This window comes from Mesorhizobium carmichaelinearum (genome assembly GCF_900199455.1).
Taxonomy (GTDB): domain Bacteria; phylum Pseudomonadota; class Alphaproteobacteria; order Rhizobiales; family Rhizobiaceae; genus Mesorhizobium; species Mesorhizobium carmichaelinearum.
Genome location: NZ_FZQR01000003.1, coordinates 249,487 through 266,180, shown reverse-complemented (window position 1 = coordinate 266,180; position 16,694 = coordinate 249,487). Strand labels below are relative to the sequence as shown.

Sequence of the window (16,694 nt, the reverse complement as noted above, 5' to 3'; positions counted from 1 at the left end):
CCCTGGTCACACCTGCCTTGCGGGAATCAAGCCGCGCAGCGAATTGCCGACAAAGAGTGCCTTGGCCGACTTCAGATCGTCGTAGCTGTAGATCGCTTCTTCAGCCCGGCCTTCATCCAGAAGCTCGGCGCGCAATACGCCAGGCAGCAGGCCGCAATCGAGCCGGGGCGTTGCCAGCACGCCGTTGCCGAAATCGGCGAAGACATTGGTGATGGTGCCTTCGCAGATTTCGCCGCGCTCATTGGCCAGGATCACCTCGTCGGCCTGAGTGACGAGATATTCGGAGCGGGCATGGGTGTAGAGCTGGCGCCGGCTGGTCTTGTGGCGCAGCAGCGTGTTTTGCGAATCGAGCCTCGTCCGCGCCAGCTGCAGCGTCCAGACCTTGTCGGCGGCGAGCGGTTCGTAGGGTTGCGCCGAAGCTGTCGCTTCGCCGTTGCGCGCCAAAGCGAGCCGCGTGCGCATGGCGGTTCGGGAGCCGTCGACCGCCTTGCCCAGCACGGCGCCTATTCCCTGCGGATCGCAGGCAAAGCCAAGCTCCGCCGCCGAGCCATAGAGGCGCGCAAGGTGGCGATCGAAGCGCAGGAAGCCCGTCTCCGGCTGCCAGCGCATGGTCTCGATCAGCTCGAAATCGGCGGTGTCCCCGTCGCGAAGCGGGCTTTGAGCAGACACTCCTGATACTCCTCCTCAGGCGTCGAATCGAAGACGATGCCGCCGCCGACATTGTAGACGGCCTCGCCACTGGCAAAGAGCGAGATGGTGCGGATCGCCACGGAAAAGCGCATCGTGCCGCCGGGCGCGATCCAGCCGATGGCGCCGCAATAGACGTCGCGCGGCGTGCCTTCCAGATCGTGCAGGATCTCCATGGCGCGGATCTTTGGCGCGCCGGTGATCGAGCCGCAGGGAAACAGTGCGGCAAAGACCTGGCGGATAGTGAGGCCCGGCAGCAGCTTCGCCCTGACGTCGCTCACCATCTGGTGGACGGTCGGGTAGCTCTCGATGCGGAACAGTTCCGGCACTTCCAGCGTGCCGACCTCGCTGATCAGCGAGATGTCGTTGCGCAGGAGGTCGACGATCATCCGGTTCTCAGCCTGGTTCTTCTCGTCATTGCGCAGGAAATTCTTCTGCCGCTCGTCGTCGGCCTTGGTCGCGCCGCGCGGGGCCGTGCCTTTCATCGGATGCGTCTCGATCATTCCAGCCGCATCGATCTCGAAGAACAGTTCGGGCGAGCGCGACAGCACGATCGGGTCACCCAGCGCGACCAGCGCGCCATACTTCACCGGCTGGCGCTCGGTCAGCGCGTCGAAGGCGACCAGTGGATCGCCGGACCATTGCGCATTCACCGGAAAGGTCAGGTTGCCTTGGTAGCAATCGCCTTGCCTGATGTGCTGGTGCAGCCGCGAGAAGCGTTTCTCGTAGTCCTCGAATGACCAGGCCGCCCTGGCATCGAAGATCGGGCCGTTCGGAGTTGCCGCATTGCGCGGCGGTACCGCTTCTTCGGCCGGAGCATCGAAGACACCAAGGCAGACCAGCGGCGCGCGACGTCCCTTCGGCAGCAAGGGAACGAGTTTCGGTTCGAGCAGGTAGCCGGCCTCGTAGGAAAAATAGCCGGCCAGCCATTTGCCGGCGTCGTGGGCGGCCTGCGCTGCCTCCAGCGCCGGCAAGAAATCCCGGGCCTCATGCGCCACGATGATGTCGGCCGGCCGGTCGAAAACGAGCTGGCGCGCGCTTTCGTCGTTGCGGAAAATGGCGGCGGGCAGGGACATGGGGACCGGGATCGATGAAGCCGTCGATCGCTCTATATGGGGGGCCGTCCGCGCGCAATCGAGGGAACGGCACCTTGCCCCTCAAAGCCGACCTTTTGGGTCGACCTCTGGGCTGACCTTGCCGGCAAAACAAATCGGCGGCGCCATGGCGCCGCCGGTCGTAATTTGTCCTGCCTCAGCCGATCAGGTGTTGCTGGCGGTTCCGGCTGTCGGAAACTGCTTGGCGAATTCCTTCTCGTCACCGGCGGCGAGCAGCTTGGCCTGCTCGATCCAGCGTTCGCGCGCGATGCGGCCATCGAAGTTCATCACGTCCTCGATCCGCTTGATGTCGGCTGCGGTCCAGGCGGCGATCTGGGCGTAAGTGGTAACGCCTTGCGCCTTGAGCAACCTCTCGTTGACCGGGCCGATACCGATCAGCCGGCGCAGATTGTCGGGTTTGGCCGCGGCTGGCTTGGCCGCCGCCGGTGCAGCCTTCTTGGTGGCTGCCGGCTTGGGCGCGGGCGAACTCTTTGCCGCCGAAGCCGTGGAGGCTGCTGCGGGTTTGCTCGCGGCGGGTTTGGCGGCCGCTGGCTTCGGTGCTGCCGACTTGGCGGCGGTGGCTTTCGCTGGCGCGGCCTTCGCAGCGGGTTTGGCCGGCGCAGCCTTGGCCGCCGCCGGTGCGGATTTGGCCGCGGCCGGCGTCGACACCAGGGCTGCCGCCGGTTGGCTTGACGCCTTTGCGCCGCCACCCGTTGATGCTTGCGCGTCGCGCAACTGGCGCTCGAGGTCGGCGCGGGTCTTGCCGCATGCATTGAGCTCGCCGGTCAGGCGGTCGCTGTCGGCACGCAGCCGGTCGCGCTCGCTGCGGGTGCGGTCGAGGTCGCCGCGCAGACTGTCGAGCTCACCGCGCAGGCGACCCCAGATGAACCAGCCAACCAACACGCCTACCAGGAACGCCAGGACCACGTAGAAAAAAGTGCCCATTGTCTCTCTCCAGTCAGATCCGTCTGCCGTGGGTCATGGCCTTCGGCGATGGACTACTCGATGATGGTTCCGCGGGTTCGCAGAACAGCCGGCTTCGGTTCGAGCAGTCGGCGATCGGCTTTGCTTGCCCATGGCCAACGGCCGTTGTCGCGTTCGCCTGAGCGTCACGGCCGGCTGAGATTTTCCCTCGCCGATCCGCATGCGCTCCGGCTGAGCTTGGAGCGAAGGCTATCATAGAGCTTGTGGAAAGCTATGGGAAAAACTTCTGCCGAGAGTTCTTCAAGAACAAATATTTAGCGCAATAATAGTGCGATCCCGACATGCATTCCGGCTAAACTGTTCTGTCCATGCGAGAGGCATCTCAGCTGTCGAGGGATTCCAGCTCGTCGATGAGGCCACTGATCACGCCAAGCCCGATCTGCCAGAAGGCGGGATCGGTGGCGTCGAGGCCGAAGGGCGCCAGAAGCTGCGAATGATGCTTGGTGCCGCCGGCGCGCAGCATCTCGAAATACTTGTCCTGGAAGCCGCGCTCGGCGTTCTGGTAGACGGCGTAGAGCGAGTTCACCAGGCAGTCGCCGAAAGCATAGGCGTAGACATAGAAGGGCGAGTGGATGAAGTGCGGGATGTAGGTCCAGAACACTTCGTAGCCCTCGCGCAATTTGATCGCGGGGCCGAGGCTTTCGGCCTGCACTTCCAGCCAGAACTGGCCGAGCCTGTCGGATGTCAGTTCGCCGTTGCGGCGCTCGGCATGCACCTTGCGCTCGAATTCGTAGAAGGCGATCTGGCGGACCACCGTGTTGATCATGTCCTCGACCTTCTGGGCGAGCATGGCCTTGCGCTCACGCTTGTCGGTGGTCTGCTCGAGCAGCGAGCGGAAGGTCAGCATCTCGCCGAAGACGGATGCCGTCTCGGCCAGAGTCAGCGGCGTCGAGGCCATCAGCGCGCCCTGGCCGGCGGCCAGCACCTGGTGCACGCCGTGGCCGAGCTCATGTGCCAGCGTCATCACGTCGCGCGGCTTGCCCATGTAGTTGAGCAGCACATAGGGGTGGGCCGACGGCACGGTCGGATGGGCAAAGGCGCCGGGCGACTTGCCCGGGCGCACCGGCGCGTCGATCCAGTTGCGGTCGAAGAAGGTGCGCGCGATCTCGGCCATCTCGGGCGAGAAGCGCTGATAGGCGGACAGCACGGTGTTCCTGGCTTCGTCCCAGCCGATCACTGCTTGCGGCGTCTCCGGCAATGGCGCGTTGCGGTCCCAGTGGTTCATCACCTCCATGCCGAGCCAGCGCGCCTTCATCGCGTAGTAGCGATGCGACAGGCGCGGATAGGCCTCGCGCACCGCGGTGGCGAGCGCATCGACCACGCCGCGCTCGACGCGGTTGGCGAGATGGCGGGAATCGGCAATGTCCTCGAAGCCGCGCCAGCGGTCGGAAATTTCCTTGTCCTTGGCCAGCGTGTTGGTGATCAGCGTGAAGGTGCGCAGGCTCTTGCGGAAGGTCGCGGCCAGCGCCTCGGAGGCGCGGCGGCGCACCTCGCTGTCGGCATCCTGCAGGCGGTTGAGCGCCGGCTCCAGCGTCAATTCCTCGCCATCGACGTCGAAGCGCAGGTCGGTCATCGTCTCGTCGAACAGGCGGTTCCAGGCGCCGCGTCCGGTGATAGACTTCTCGTGGAAAAGCTGCTCGACGCGGTCCTCGAGCTGGTATGGCTTGTCCATTCTGAGGTCGAGCACCCAGGGCCGGTAGTGGCCGAAAGCGGAATCGGCGGCTAGCGCGCTTTCGATCGCGGCGTCCTCGATCAGGTTAAGTTCGAGCGCGAAGAACAGAAGATGTGCACTGGCGTCGGTCATCTTCTCCTGGATATCGCCATAGAGCTTGGCGCGCTGCGGGTCGGCAGTGTTGCCGGCATAGACCAGGCCGGCATAGGAGACGATGCGGCCGATCAATTCCTCCAGCGCCTCGTAAGCGACCAGCGCCTCGCCCAGCCTGCCAGCGTCGCCGCGCCCAGCTTCGGCTGCGAGCGTGCCCTTCCAACGGGTCTCGAAAGCGATCGCGTCAGCGGCGGCCTTGGCGATGTCACGCTTCAGTTCCGGGGCTTCCATGCCGGCATAGAGGTCGGCAAGGTTCCATTCCGGCAGATCGCCAAGCTCGGCCGCGCCCTGACCGGACGCCGGTGCCGCAAGCCGCCGACCAAACATCATGCGCATCGACAATACCTTCTGTGAATTATGGGGTCAGAATCAAGCAGCAGAATCAGGGGGAACAGGGAAGCCGGTCAAATCCTAAGGAATTCGTTCACCGGGTTTTTTGAAACCTTATTTAGAACCCTGTGCCAAGATGATCCATGGGGATTTCGAGCGCGGGCAGTTCAAGACAGTCATGACAGGTTCCATACTCATAGTCGATGACGATCCCGTGCAGCGCCGGCTGCTCGAGGCGGCGGTGACGCGGTTCGGCCACACGGCAATCGTCGTCGACGGCGGCGCCGCCGGCCTCGAAGTGCTCGACGGGACTGGTGCCCGCGACGTCTGCGTGGTCATCCTCGACCTCGTGATGCCCGGTCTCGACGGCATCGGCGTGCTGAAGGCGATGCGTGAACGCAACATCACCGTTCCGGTCATCGTCCAGACCGCCCAGGGTGGCATCGAAACCGTCGTTTCGGCAATGCGCCACGGCGCTTTCGATTTCGTCGTCAAGCCGGCTTCGCCCGACAGGCTGCAGGCGTCGATCGCCAATGCGCTCAAGGTCGAGGCGGTCGAGGGCGAGGTCAAGCGCACGTCGCGCAAGCGCGGCGGCCTTTTGACCTTCAAGGATATGATCACCCACAGTCCGGCCATGGACAGGGTGATCCGCCTTGGCCAGAAGGCGGCCGGATCCAACATCCCGATCCTGATCGAAGGCGAATCCGGCGTCGGCAAGGAACTGGTGGCGCGCGCCATCCAGGGCAGTGGCGACCGCCGCTCGAAACCCTTCGTCACCGTCAATTGCGGCGCCATTCCCGACAATCTGGTCGAATCGATCCTGTTCGGCCATGAGAGAGGCTCGTTCACCGGCGCCACCGACAAGCACACCGGCAAGTTCGTCGAAGCGCATTCGGGCACGTTGTTCCTCGACGAGATCGGCGACCTGCCGCTGGATGTGCAGGTCAAGCTGTTGCGCGCCGTGCAGGAGGGTGAGGTCGATCCGGTCGGCGGCCGCTCGACCGTCAAGGTCGACATCAGGCTGATTTCGGCGACGCACCGCAACCTCTTGCAGCAGGTCAAGGACGGCAAGTTCCGCGAGGATTTGTTCTACCGGCTCAACGTCTATCCGATCTTCGTGCCGCCGCTGCGCGACCGCCGCGACGACATTCCGCATCTGGTCACGCATTTCATGGAGAAGGTGGCGCCAGCCGATCCGCGCCGTCGCCTGCACGGCATTTCGGCGGCAGCGCTTGGCGTGCTGCAGGCCTATGACTGGCCCGGCAACATAAGGCAGCTCGAAAACGCCGTCTTCCGCGCCTCGGTGCTGTGCGACGGCGACGTGCTCGACGTCGATGACTTTCCGCAGATCCGGGCGCAGGTGGAAGGCACCGTCAATCTCGAAACGGACGACACGGCACCTCATTTCACATCGCCGCCGGGGCTCCGCGATGAGGAGGTCCCGGCCGGCGATACCGCGGTGGCCGAGCCGGATCGGCCGGCCGTGCTCCAGCCCAGATTCGGCACGCTGCGGGCGCTCGACGAACGCGGCAATGTGCGGGCGCTGGCCGATGTCGAACTCGAGATGATCAAGCTCGCCATCGACCATTACAACGGCCAGATGAGCGAAGTCGCGCGCCGCCTCGGCATCGGCCGCTCGACGCTTTACCGCAAGCTCAAGGAATACGGCATCGACCCCGAAACCGGTCGTGTCGATCGCCTCGCATCCTGAAGCGCGTCACGTCGAAACGGAACCATGCGACGCGTTCCAGGTCCTCGGCTTTCATGCGTATCGTTCGCCCAAGACCCGGCGTCTTTTGGGTGACATGCATTGGATGCAAGGCCGGGACCAGCTTGCAATGGCAGAATTGGCCCTGTATCGGGGGTTTCGGCTGGAATATGGCGAGCCTGTGGACAGCTCTGTTCACGCATTAAGGCTAACGGTAACAGATCGTGTTCGGCCAAAGCCGGAATCCTGATCTAAACCAGCGGTTTACCAAGAAGTCTTGTGAACAATTTTTGACGGGATATCGCCATGGTGTTACCGCATTTCGGCTTCAATAAGCGATGATTAACCATTAGGATCGATATTCGGATGTGAAAACGACACATCCGTTTGGGCAAATCCGGGGACAAACGGCAGCCTGCAAGGCCTTTTGATTTGAACAGAATCGAACGACTCAGAAACGGGCGTCATGATCATTTGAGCGTCTGGCCGAGATGGCTGGCAGCGATGATTGTCGCTTTTGGTTTTGTTGCCGCGGCCGCCACCGGCGCCCAGGCCGAAGTTCGTTCGCTGAAGCTCTACCACCTCCACACGCATGAGAAGGCGGAGATCGTCTACAAGCGCAATGGCCGCTACGATCCCGAGGGCCTGCGCAAGATCAACATCATCCTGCGTGACTGGCGCCGCAACGAGCCGACCAAGATGGATCCGCGCCTGCTGGACCTGGTCTGGGAGGCCTATCGTGAAAGCGGCGCCACCGACTATATCCAGGTCGTCTGCGGTTACCGTTCGCCGGCGACCAACTCGATGCTGCGCAGCCGCAGCCGGGGCGTCGCCGAGAAGAGCCAGCATATGCTCGGCAAGGCGATGGATTTCTATATTCCCGGCGTGCCGCTGAAGAAGCTGCGCAACATAGGCCTGAAGATGCAGGGCGGTGGCGTCGGTTACTATCCGACCTCCGGTTCGCCTTTCGTCCATATGGATGTTGGCAATGTGCGCCATTGGCCCGGCATCAGCCGCCAGGAACTGGTCAGCCTGTTCCCCAACGGCAAGACGCTGCATGTGCCGAGCGACGGCCGGCCGCTGCCCGGCTATGAACAGGCAATGGCGGCCTACAAGGCACGCAAGGGTTCGGGTACGCCCAATGTCGAGATGGCCAGTGTCGGCGGCGGTAAGAAGTCGGGTGGGTTCCTGTCTGCTCTCTTTGGTGGCGGCGGTTCCGACGAAGCCGACGACAGCGCCGATGTCGAGACGGCTTCGGCAGAGCCCGCGCCCAAGGCTCGGAACCTGAAGCCGACTGCTGCCGCCAAGAGCAGCAACCTGCCGGGCATCGCCATCGTCGCGCCCGAGAAGGCGCAGCGCGCCAACATTCCGCAGATTGCCGACGAGCAGGCTCCGGAGCCGGAAAAGGATACGCCGGAGACGATCATCGCTGCGCTGCCGGCCAAGGAGATTCCGCTGCCCGATTTCGCGCCGCGGCCGAAGGTCGATGTCGGCGCGCAGCCTGAGAATGTTCCGTTCGCCACGGCGGACGCGACGTCGACCACCGAACAGGCCGTGGCGACCGCGCAGGCGCCGGCGAACATGCCTTTCGGCAAGGCTGACCCCGTGGCGGTCACGGCGGCTGCCGCGGCCGATCCGGCACAGGTTGCCGTCAACAACATCCCCGTGCCGACATGGCGTCCCGAACGCACGCTGCCGGCGGAACTCGCCCCGCCGCCCAGCAAGGATGTGCTGATGGCGCTGGCGGATACGGCCGACCAGGGCAAGACCGCGACCGATGCGTTCTCGGTGCTGCCTTCGGCGCGGCCCGAGCCGGCCAAGCCGGACGCCGTCAAGGCCGTGCTCGACGAGGCCAACGCCCAGGTCGGCAATGCCGTCGAATACAAGCAGGTCGGCAATGCCGACGAATACAAGGTTGCGTCGCTGGCCGAAGAGCCGCGCTCGGCCTTCAACGACCCGTCTGATGTCAATGCCGCATCGCCGCGCCAGGCGGTTGCCGCCCGTCCGGCCGGTTCCGATCCGGCCGCCGCGATCGGCGCCGGCGTGAAGACGACCCGCAAGGAAGCCAGGGCGACCGCCCGTGACCAGAAACCCGGCCCCAGGGCCATGGTGGTGGCCGCGGCACCCCAGGCCGCCCGCTGGGCGCTGACCAGCGGCGATAACGTCGCCACCGTTTCGAGCGCGACGACGGCGCCGGGCTACGCCTACAATATCGTGCATACGCCGCCGAGCGAGGTCTATACGGCCGGTTTCCAGACCGACGCCCAGGCGCCAGATCCCAGCCGCTTCACCGGCAACGCCGTCAAGTTCCTGTCGGTTGCCCGCTTCCAGACGAAGTAGCCGGCTGTCCAGATAAAGCGGAAGCCGCGCAGGGCAACCGGCGCGGCTTTTTGCTTTTCAGGGTGCGGCAGATGCGATGCCGCGATCCTGCGGATCACACGCGGCTGAACTTCTCGTGAAGCCGGAACGGCTCCCTCATTTCCGGGTTAGTGTGCGTACGTTCCAACCTGGGGATATTCATGAAGAAGATTCTACTGGCATCCGTTCTGGCATTGGTTGCAGCATCGGCCGCGATCGCTCCATCGCAAGCCGAAACCGTGATCATCAAGAATGGCCGGCATCACTGCAGGACCAAGCTGGTCACGCATTGGGTTCACCATCACAGGGTGACCGAGACGGTCAAGGTCTGCCACTGATCCGGAACCGATGGATCCGGAGAATTGGCCCGGTCGGCGCGAGCCGGCCGGGCTTTTCATTGGTAGCGTGTAGTCACTTTGGGCGAGATGAATCAGTCGATTTCCAGCGTGGCGGCTTCGCCCCTGGCCAGAAGCCGCGCGGCGTCACGCGCCGGCGGCAGTCCGAAATGGCGGGCATATTCCCGGCTGAACTGGGATGCGCTTTCATAGCCGACGGCAAACGCGACGCGCGCGGCGCTGCCTGGCTCCACGATCAGCAGATGACGCGCCTCCAGCAGACGGACCTGCTTCTGGTACTGGATCGGGCTCATGGCGGTCGCCGCCTTGAAGTGGCGGTGAAACGAAGCGTTGCTCATATGCGCGAGCTTGGCCAGTTCCGTCACATCGATGGGTTCGTTGTAGTGCGATCGTATCCATCCGGTGGCGCGGCGGATCTGTGACAGGCGGCCGTCAGCGCGCGCCAGCTGGCGCAGCTTCCCGCCTTGCGGACCTTGCAGCAAACGGAATGCGATCTCGCGTTCGAGCATGGGCGCCAGCACCGGAATCTCGGCCGGACGGTCGAGCAGCCGCAGCATGCGGCGCCATGCATCGACCAATTCGTCATCAGCCCGGTTGGTCACGAAGCTGTCGCCGTCGACTACCGGCTTGTGGTCGATAAGCAGGCTGGCGATCAGCTCGATATCGAGGGCGAAGGCGATGGCCATGTAAGGGCAGGTGCTGCTCGCCTCGATCAGCTGGCTGGTGGCGGGCGTCTCCACCGCATAGACGAAATAGCTGCCGGCGCCATAGCGCAGCGTGCGGTCGCCGATCAGCACTGTCTTCGTCCCTTGAAGCACGAACAGCGCCGTCGGTTGGCAAAGCTCGGGCAATGGCGGGGTCGCAACCTCGCTGCGGCCGATGGTAACGCGCGGGATGGCCGTTTTGGTGCGCCGCCCATGCGCATGGCGGCCGGCGATGGTGATCAATTCCTGCAAGGCTTCTTCCATGTCTTCAGTATTGCCGATCCATGCAGGCCGCGCAACCTGTTGAGAGGATTAGGCAAGAGGACGCGAGTATCCGGCGCGCGAAATTGGCCGGCGCACGTCATATCCAGATCACCAAGAAGGAGACACGGACATGACGACGAAAATGAATGCGCTGGTCACCGGCGCCAACAAGGGCATCGGCCTTGAGACGGCTCGCCGGCTGGCGGCCATGGAGTTCAAGGTCTGGCTCGGCGCCCGCGATGCCGAGCGCGGGGAGGCCGCGGCGCAGACACTTCGCGATGAAGGGCTCGATGTCGAATGGCTCGAGCTCGACGTCACCCGCGACGACAGCGTGGCGGCCGCGGCGAGAACCATGGCTGCGCGTGTGTCCGGTCTCGATGCCCTGGTCAACAATGCCGGCGTTGCCCTTGGCTATGTCGACGCGCTCGGCCCGGACGGTCGCTACGAACGGCAGCCAAGCCGGGAAAGTGTTGCTGATATGAAGGAGACCTATGATGTCAACGTCTTCGGCCCGGTTCGCGTCACCCAGGCTTTCCTGCCGCTGCTCCTGGCGGCGCCCGCCGCCCGCATCGTCATGGTCAGCAGCTATATCGGTTCGATTGCGCGTGCGGCCGGCGACAGCCAGTCACCGCTTCTCTTGAGTTATGGCAGCTCCAAGACGGCGCTCAATGCCGTTACGGTGGCCTTTGCCAGGGAACTCGCGCCGCGCGGCATCGCGGTCAACGCCGCTGCTCCTGGCTACACCGCGACGGATCTCAACGCCGGCAAAGGTCGTCGCACCGTCCAGCAGGCCGCCGGCATCATCGTGCAATTAGCGACGCTGAAGGCCGGCGGCCCCACGGGCGGGTATTTCGATGAAAACGGTCCGTTGCCGTGGTGAGCGAAGACCCGATTATTTCCGGAGCTGGCTGGCAGCGCGTGCGAGCGCTTCGATCTCGTCCCACTTGCCGGCCTTGACCATGTCGTCGGGCGCAACCCAGGAACCGCCGACGCAGATGACGTTGGGCAGGCTGAGGTAGTCGGCGGCGTTCTTGCCGGTGATGCCGCCGGTCGGGCAGAATTTGACATCGGCCAGCGGCGAGGCGAAGGCCTTCAGCGAGGCGATGCCGCCCGACTGCTCGGCCGGGAAGAATTTCAGGAAGCGCAGCCCGGCCTCGCGCGCGGCCATGATCTCGCCGGGCGTGATGGCACCGGGCAACAGCGGAACCTCGCTGTCGGCGGCTGCCGCCAGAAGCTCGCGCGTGATGCCGGGACTGACGATGAAGCGCGAACCGGCGCTGGTTGCCTCGTCGAACTGCTTGCTGTCCAGAATGGTGCCGGCGCCGACGATGGCTTCCTCGACCTCGGCCGCCACCCGCCGGATTGCTTCCAGCGCGTCGGCGGTCCGCAGCGTGATCTCGATCGCCGGCAGGCCGCCGCGCGCCAGGGCACGGGCCAGCGGCACCGCGTTGGCGACATCATCGATCTTCAGCACCGGAATGACCGGCTGGCCGTTGAGGAGCGACAGGAGTTTTTCGGTCTTGCTGGGCATCTGTCTCTCCATCCTGATACATGGCGCCCAGAAGTGACCTCGGTCGCGCGACGGGCTCTAGGGCATTTCAACCGATTAGCAGACGGGTGTTTGCCTGTCCACGAAACCGGTCGCGTCGCGATGTCACGCGCCGCCGGACAGTTTTACGCGGCCTTCCCCGACAGCACCATGACATCCGCCAACCCCGTTTCGCCTTGAATCGGCTTCTACGAGCGTCTAGTTGCTCTGACAATGACACTGTCCGCGCCATCAGAGCCTGTCCGCGTCGCCGCGCTTTACCGGTTTGCCCGGCTCGATGCCTTTGACGAATTGCGCGCGCCGCTTGCGGCCTTCTGCTGCGGACGCGGCATCAAGGGCACGCTGCTTCTGGCGCATGAAGGCATCAACGGCACCGTCGCCGGCAGCGAAGCAGCGATCGCCGAACTGATCTGTTATATCGAGACCATCGACGGGCTGGCGGGCCTCGAAGTCAAGTACAGCACAGCCGCGGACATGCCGTTCCACCGCATGAAGGTGCGGCTGAAACGCGAGATCGTCACCATGGGCGTCGGGGACATCGACCCGGTGGCGAGCGCCGGCACCTATGTCGTGCCTGCGGATTGGAACGCGCTGATCTCGCAGCCCGATACGATCGTCATCGACACGCGCAACGCTTACGAGGTCTCGATCGGCACGTTCAAGGGCGCGGTCGATCCGGCGACGGCGAGCTTTCGCGAATTCCCGGCCTGGGTGGAAGCGCACCGGGCGGAGCTCGAAGGCCGCAAGGTGGCGATGTTCTGCACCGGCGGCATTCGCTGCGAAAAGGCGACCGCCTATGTCAAGTCGCTCGGCTTCGAGGATGTGTTCCACCTCAAGGGCGGCATCCTCAAATATCTCGAAGAGGTCCCGGCCGAGCAAAGCCTGTGGCAAGGTGAGTGCTTCGTCTTCGACGAGCGGGTTTCGGTGTCGCACGGTCTCGCCGAAGGCGATGCGGAACTGTGCCGTGCCTGCCGCCATCCGCTGACGCCCAGCGAGCTGGCGTCGCCGAAATATGCCGCCGGCGTCTCTTGCCCGCATTGTTTCGACGCTCGTACCGACGAAGACCGTCAGCGTTATGCCGAGCGCCAGCGGCAGGTCAAGCTCGCTGAGGCGCGGGGTAAGGGACCGCATATCGGGTCCTGATGCGGGCACCAGAACCCCGGCAAAGCGGCGTCCCGTCATTGCAATGTCAAGTTTCGGGACCTACGTCTTCGGCGTTCGAAACCTGCCCGTTCGGCCGGGCAAAAGCTGGAGGCACTGAATGTTCGATCCCAAGAAGCTTCTCGACGATCTGCTCGGCTCGCAAATTCCCGGCACCAGCGGCACGGTCCGCGACAAGGCGGGCCAGGCCGTGCAGATGGCCAAGGACAATCCGCTGGCCGCCGGTGCGCTGGCGGCGGTGCTGCTTGGAACAGGGGCTGGCCGCGAAGTGACCGGTGCAGCGGTGAAGCTTGGCGGATTGGCCGCGATCGGCGGCCTCGCCTATAAGGCCTACCAGAACTACAAGGCCGGCAACGCGCCGGAGCAGGCGCCCGTCGCCGGCGAACCGGAATTGCTGCCGCCGCCCAAGGACACCGCCTTCCACCCGTCGCAGGCGCCGCAGGGCGAGGACGAGTTCACGCTGACCCTGGTGCGGGCAATGATCTCGGCGGCCAAGGCCGACGGCCATGTCGACGACGAGGAGCGCAAGAAGATTGCCGGCAAGCTCAGCCTTGCGGGGATTGGTGCCGATGCCGAGAAATTTCTGATGGCGGAGCTGGAAAGCCCGCTCGATCTCGACACGCTGGTGGCGGAGGCCAAGACCGACGCGCAGAAGCTCGAACTCTACACGGCGTCGCGCCTCACCATCGATCCCGACACGCGCGCCGAGCGCGGCTATCTCGACCTGCTTGCCGGCCGGCTTGGCCTGCCGGACGCGCTGGTCGACCATGTCGAGGCGACGGTTTCGGCGGCCAAGGTGCCGGCCAAAGCAGGGACCTCGCCCAATCCGCGCTGGTAGGGTCAGATCGGGACAGGCCGCTATTCCGGCGTTAACCCCGCGTTAACTCAGGAAGCGCATGATTCTATACAGTCGGATCGGCTTTTCCTCCTCCCAAGCCCGGTTCAGATCAGGGCGGTCGCCAATGACCGCCCTTTTTGTCGGCCCTTGCTGGGGCTTTATCCGAAAACCGGATTCCACTTTTTGGGGCATGCCCTGGCGGCTAAGCTTGCCATCGCTGCCGTCATTTGCGATGCCTTCTGCCGAGCCAAATCCCTGAAAATCAGTCGGGCACGCGCGGCGCTGCCGGAGGATACCTGCCATGACCGAGGAAAGAACCGCCATCGTCACCGGGGCCGGCACGGGTATCGGCAAGAGCGTTGCCACGGCGCTGCTCAAGGCCGGCTGGAACACGGTGTTCTGCGGCCGCCGCAAATCGGTACTGGACGCCGCGGTCGCCGAGACGGGGCCGACCGAGGCCAAGGCATTGGCGGTGGCCTGCGACATCAGCAAGGCCGGCGAGGTCGACGATCTGTTCGAGACGGTGGCGGAGGCCTTTGGCCGTGTCGACCTGCTCTTCAACAATGCCGGCATGGGCTACAAATCGACGCCGATCGACGAGATCCCGGTCGAGGTGTGGAACGATATTGTCGGCGTCAATCTCACCGGTTCGTTCCTGTGCGCCCGGGCCGCCTTCGGCGCCATGCGCAAGCAGCGGCCGATGGGCGGCCGCATCATCAACAACGGTTCGGTGTCGGCCTATGCGCCGCGCCCGGGCTCGGTGCCCTATACGGCGACCAAGCATGCCATTACCGGGCTGACCAAGACGCTGGCGCTCGACGGCCGCCCCTACGACATCGCCTGCGGCCAGATCGACATCGGCAACGCGCTGACCGACATGGCGCAGCCGATGACCGTCGGCGTGCCGCAAGCCAACGGCTCGATCGCCGCAGAAGCGGTGATGGACGTCCAGCGCGTTGCCGACGCCGTCGTCCACATGGCCAGCCTGCCGCTCGACGCCAATGTGCTGTTCATGACCGTCATGGCGACCAAGATGCCGTTCGTCGGGCGTGGGTGAGCGGTGGGCGCGGGCAGGGCTACTGCCGCTGGCTCACTTTTCCGCCAGCGGTACGCCGGGCTTGAACAGCACAATGGGCCTGATCTCGTAAACAGCGGTCGGATTGACGCGGCGAAGGTCGCGGGCGATGGCGATGGCCTCGTCCCGCGCGGCGCAGTCGACGACATAGAGGCCGAGCAATTGTTCCTTGGTCTCGGCGAAAGGGCCGTCGATGATCACGCCGTCGCCCGGGCCGCGCAGCGTGAAGGCATCCTGCGTCGCCCCCAGACGCGCGGACGGTCCAAGCGTGCCTTCCTCACGAAGCTGGGTGGTGATCCCGAGCAACTCGGCCATCAGTGCCGCATCTTCCTGCGGCGTCAGCGCCTTGATCGCTTCTTCCACATGATAGGCAAGGATTGCATAGAACATCTAGGGCACCCCGGTTCGATCCTGATCTCAGGACCGTAACCGTTCCCGACATGCGCGCACAGTCTTGGCCGCGAGCCTCCGGACGGCTCATGACATCGACATGGCAGCCGGTCGCAAACCATCCGGAAGGGTTCCGGCCTGCTTTGAGGTCTACTTCGCCAGGAACGCTCCGATCCGCTCCAGCGCGCGCAAGATGTTTTCCTCGGAGTTGGCGTAGGAGAGCCTGACATAGCCTTCGCCGAGAATACCGAAATCGGGGCCGCCGATCAGCGCGACGCCGGCCTCGTCGAGCAAAGCGGAGGCGAGCTTCTTTGCCTTCCAGCCGGTCTTCGAGACATTGGGGAAGGCATAGAACGCGCCCTTGGGCGTGATGCAGGAAATATTGGGCAGAGCGTTCAGGCCCTCGACGACGACCTTCCTGCGGCGGTCGAAGGCGCGCATCATGATGTCGACGTCGTCCTGCGGGCCGTCGATGGCCGCGATGCCGGCGAACTGGCTCGGCGCGTTGACGCAGGACCAGCAATTGACCGCCAGCTTGCGCACCTTGTCATAGAGATGCGCGCCCTTGTCGCCGTTCGGCCAGATCGACCAGCCCATGCGCCAGCCGGTCATCGCCCAGGTCTTGGACCAGCCATTGAGCACGATCAGCCGGTCGCGGATTTCGGGGTAGGCGAGCAGCGAGCAATGCGTTTCGCCGTCATAGGTCATGACGTCGTAGATCTCGTCGGAGAGGATGGCGACATCAGGGTGCTTCTTCAGGCCCTTGACCAGCTTCTCGATCTCGGCGCGTGGCGTCACACCGCCGGTCGGGTTGGCCGGCGAGTTGAGGATCAAGAGCCTGGTCTTCGGGGTGATCAGCGCCAGCGTCTCCTCGGCCGAGAAGGCAAAGCCGTTCTCCTCGCGCATCGGCACCGGAATGGGCGCCGCACCGGTGAACTCGATCATCGAGCGGTAGATGGGAAAGCCGGGGTCCGGATAAAGGATCTCGGCGCCGGGCTCGCCGAACATCAGGATCGCCGCGAACATGGTCGGCTTGCCGCCGGGCAGGATCATCACCGTCTCGGGCGACACCTCGACGCCGGTGGTGGTCAACGTGCGCCGAACCACCGCTTCGCGCGTTGCCAGCAGCCCGTTGGCGGGCGTGTAGCCGTGGTGGCCGTCACGAAGCGCCTTGATGGCCGCCTCGACAATGTGCTGCGGCGTCTTGAAGTCGGGTTGGCCGATGCCGAGATTGACGATGTCGCGGCCCTGTTGGGCGAGCGCCGTCGCCCTCGCCAACACCGCGAAGGCGTTTTCCTCGCCGAGACGGTCGAAGGCCGAAATCGTGTGGAGCATTTTTCCCGTCCGTGTGGTTCTTACTGTGGGGTTGCG

General features: G+C 64.5%; 16 protein-coding genes. 7 read left to right on the top strand and 9 right to left on the bottom strand.

From position 1 onward, the window contains the following. Positions 1 to 6: 6 nt before the first annotated feature. The 4 genes from CKW40_RS07905 to CKW40_RS07890 form a co-directional block, all read right to left on the bottom strand. Positions 7 to 669 carry an aminotransferase class IV family protein gene (locus CKW40_RS07905; RefSeq protein ID WP_095199390.1) on the bottom strand — a complete coding sequence of 221 codons (663 nt, stop codon included), beginning with the start codon at positions 667 to 669 and terminating at the stop codon, positions 7 to 9. Beyond that, a complete protein-coding gene (locus CKW40_RS07900; protein ID WP_439330974.1) occupies positions 618 to 1,775 on the bottom strand; it encodes an aminodeoxychorismate synthase component I in 1,158 nt (385 codons plus the stop codon). The genes CKW40_RS07905 and CKW40_RS07900 overlap by 52 nt, the downstream gene beginning before the upstream one ends. 171 nt (positions 1,776 to 1,946) lie before the next feature. Next, positions 1,947 to 2,726, bottom strand: a complete 780-nt coding sequence (locus CKW40_RS07895) for a helix-hairpin-helix domain-containing protein (protein WP_095199388.1) — start codon at positions 2,724 to 2,726, stop codon at positions 1,947 to 1,949. A 361-nt stretch (positions 2,727 to 3,087) separates the two neighbouring features. After that, positions 3,088 to 4,926 (bottom strand): M3 family oligoendopeptidase, encoded by a 1,839-nt coding sequence (locus CKW40_RS07890; RefSeq protein WP_179297876.1) that lies wholly within the window; start codon positions 4,924 to 4,926, stop codon positions 3,088 to 3,090. Positions 4,927 to 5,098: 172 nt separating this feature from the next. Here CKW40_RS07890 and CKW40_RS07885 point away from each other — a divergent pair, with 172 nt between their 5' ends. From CKW40_RS07885 to CKW40_RS43690, 3 genes are all read left to right on the top strand, one after another. Beyond that, entirely contained in the window at positions 5,099 to 6,631 is a 1,533-nt protein-coding gene (locus CKW40_RS07885; RefSeq protein ID WP_095199717.1) for a sigma-54-dependent transcriptional regulator, read from the top strand. Positions 6,632 to 7,132: 501 nt separating this feature from the next. Then, positions 7,133 to 8,968: a peptidoglycan L,D-endopeptidase MepK gene (locus CKW40_RS07880; RefSeq protein WP_179297875.1), complete on the top strand. Its 1,836-nt coding sequence runs from the start codon at positions 7,133 to 7,135 to the stop codon at positions 8,966 to 8,968. 179 nt (positions 8,969 to 9,147) lie between these two features. Next, a complete protein-coding gene (locus tag CKW40_RS43690; protein WP_095199386.1) occupies positions 9,148 to 9,324 on the top strand; it encodes a hypothetical protein in 177 nt (58 codons plus the stop codon). Positions 9,325 to 9,416: 92 nt separating this feature from the next. On the opposite strand, the gene CKW40_RS07870 is transcribed toward CKW40_RS43690, so the two are convergent. Then, positions 9,417 to 10,310, bottom strand: a complete 894-nt coding sequence (locus CKW40_RS07870) for an AraC family transcriptional regulator N-terminal domain-containing protein (protein WP_095199385.1) — start codon at positions 10,308 to 10,310, stop codon at positions 9,417 to 9,419. 130 nt (positions 10,311 to 10,440) lie between these two features. Between CKW40_RS07870 and CKW40_RS07865 the strand changes: the two genes are divergently transcribed. After that, positions 10,441 to 11,190 carry an SDR family NAD(P)-dependent oxidoreductase gene (locus tag CKW40_RS07865; RefSeq protein ID WP_095199384.1) on the top strand — a complete coding sequence of 250 codons (750 nt, stop codon included), beginning with the start codon at positions 10,441 to 10,443 and terminating at the stop codon, positions 11,188 to 11,190. Between the two features lie 12 nt (positions 11,191 to 11,202). On the opposite strand, the gene CKW40_RS07860 is transcribed toward CKW40_RS07865, so the two are convergent. Next, positions 11,203 to 11,841, bottom strand: a complete 639-nt coding sequence (locus CKW40_RS07860; protein ID WP_095199383.1) for a 2-dehydro-3-deoxy-phosphogluconate aldolase — start codon at positions 11,839 to 11,841, stop codon at positions 11,203 to 11,205. 231 nt (positions 11,842 to 12,072) lie between these two features. Here CKW40_RS07860 and trhO point away from each other — a divergent pair, with 231 nt between their 5' ends. Together trhO and CKW40_RS07850 are read left to right on the top strand one after the other, a co-directional pair. Further along, positions 12,073 to 13,002: an oxygen-dependent tRNA uridine(34) hydroxylase TrhO gene (gene trhO, locus CKW40_RS07855; RefSeq protein ID WP_095199382.1), complete on the top strand. Its 930-nt coding sequence runs from the start codon at positions 12,073 to 12,075 to the stop codon at positions 13,000 to 13,002. A 118-nt stretch (positions 13,003 to 13,120) separates the two neighbouring features. Next, entirely contained in the window at positions 13,121 to 13,858 is a 738-nt protein-coding gene (locus CKW40_RS07850) for a tellurite resistance TerB family protein (RefSeq protein WP_095199381.1), read from the top strand. A 42-nt stretch (positions 13,859 to 13,900) separates the two neighbouring features. Here CKW40_RS07850 and CKW40_RS07845 read toward each other — a convergent pair whose 3' ends face one another. Continuing rightward, positions 13,901 to 14,161, bottom strand: a complete 261-nt coding sequence (locus CKW40_RS07845) for a hypothetical protein (RefSeq protein ID WP_095199380.1) — start codon at positions 14,159 to 14,161, stop codon at positions 13,901 to 13,903. Here CKW40_RS07845 and CKW40_RS07840 point away from each other — a divergent pair. Continuing rightward, positions 14,160 to 14,915: an SDR family oxidoreductase gene (locus CKW40_RS07840; RefSeq protein ID WP_095199379.1), complete on the top strand. Its 756-nt coding sequence runs from the start codon at positions 14,160 to 14,162 to the stop codon at positions 14,913 to 14,915. The genes CKW40_RS07845 and CKW40_RS07840 overlap by 2 nt on opposite strands. A 33-nt stretch (positions 14,916 to 14,948) precedes the next feature. Here the strand turns inward: CKW40_RS07840 and CKW40_RS07835 are convergent, their stop codons facing one another. Both CKW40_RS07835 and CKW40_RS07830 read right to left on the bottom strand, forming a co-directional pair. Further along, positions 14,949 to 15,323: a YciI family protein gene (locus tag CKW40_RS07835; RefSeq protein ID WP_095199378.1), complete on the bottom strand. Its 375-nt coding sequence runs from the start codon at positions 15,321 to 15,323 to the stop codon at positions 14,949 to 14,951. A gap of 150 nt (positions 15,324 to 15,473) precedes the next feature. Beyond that, positions 15,474 to 16,658 (bottom strand): pyridoxal phosphate-dependent aminotransferase, encoded by a 1,185-nt coding sequence (locus CKW40_RS07830; RefSeq protein WP_095199377.1) that lies wholly within the window; start codon positions 16,656 to 16,658, stop codon positions 15,474 to 15,476. Positions 16,659 to 16,694: the final 36 nt, after the last annotated feature.

Bases quoted from the DNA above. Each gene is read 5' to 3' on its own strand.
- CKW40_RS07895 (WP_095199388.1), bottom strand. From the start codon at position 2,726: ATGGGCACTTTTTTCTACGTGGTCCTGGCGTTCCTGGTAGGCGTGTTG.
- CKW40_RS07890 (WP_179297876.1), bottom strand. From the start codon at position 4,926: ATGCGCATGATGTTTGGTCGGCGGCTTGCGGCACCGGCGTCCGGTCAG.
- CKW40_RS07885 (WP_095199717.1), top strand. From the start codon at position 5,099: ATGACAGGTTCCATACTCATAGTCGATGACGATCCCGTGCAGCGCCGG.
- CKW40_RS07880 (WP_179297875.1), top strand. From the start codon at position 7,133: ATGATTGTCGCTTTTGGTTTTGTTGCCGCGGCCGCCACCGGCGCCCAG.
- CKW40_RS43690 (WP_095199386.1), top strand. From the start codon at position 9,148: ATGAAGAAGATTCTACTGGCATCCGTTCTGGCATTGGTTGCAGCATCG.
- CKW40_RS07870 (WP_095199385.1), bottom strand. From the start codon at position 10,310: ATGGAAGAAGCCTTGCAGGAATTGATCACCATCGCCGGCCGCCATGCG.
- CKW40_RS07865 (WP_095199384.1), top strand. From the start codon at position 10,441: ATGACGACGAAAATGAATGCGCTGGTCACCGGCGCCAACAAGGGCATC.
- CKW40_RS07860 (WP_095199383.1), bottom strand. From the start codon at position 11,841: ATGCCCAGCAAGACCGAAAAACTCCTGTCGCTCCTCAACGGCCAGCCG.
- trhO (WP_095199382.1), top strand. From the start codon at position 12,073: ATGACACTGTCCGCGCCATCAGAGCCTGTCCGCGTCGCCGCGCTTTAC.
- CKW40_RS07850 (WP_095199381.1), top strand. From the start codon at position 13,121: ATGTTCGATCCCAAGAAGCTTCTCGACGATCTGCTCGGCTCGCAAATT.
- CKW40_RS07840 (WP_095199379.1), top strand. From the start codon at position 14,160: ATGACCGAGGAAAGAACCGCCATCGTCACCGGGGCCGGCACGGGTATC.
- CKW40_RS07845 (WP_095199380.1), bottom strand. From the start codon at position 14,161: ATGGCAGGTATCCTCCGGCAGCGCCGCGCGTGCCCGACTGATTTTCAG.
- CKW40_RS07835 (WP_095199378.1), bottom strand. From the start codon at position 15,323: ATGTTCTATGCAATCCTTGCCTATCATGTGGAAGAAGCGATCAAGGCG.
- CKW40_RS07830 (WP_095199377.1), bottom strand. From the start codon at position 16,658: ATGCTCCACACGATTTCGGCCTTCGACCGTCTCGGCGAGGAAAACGCC.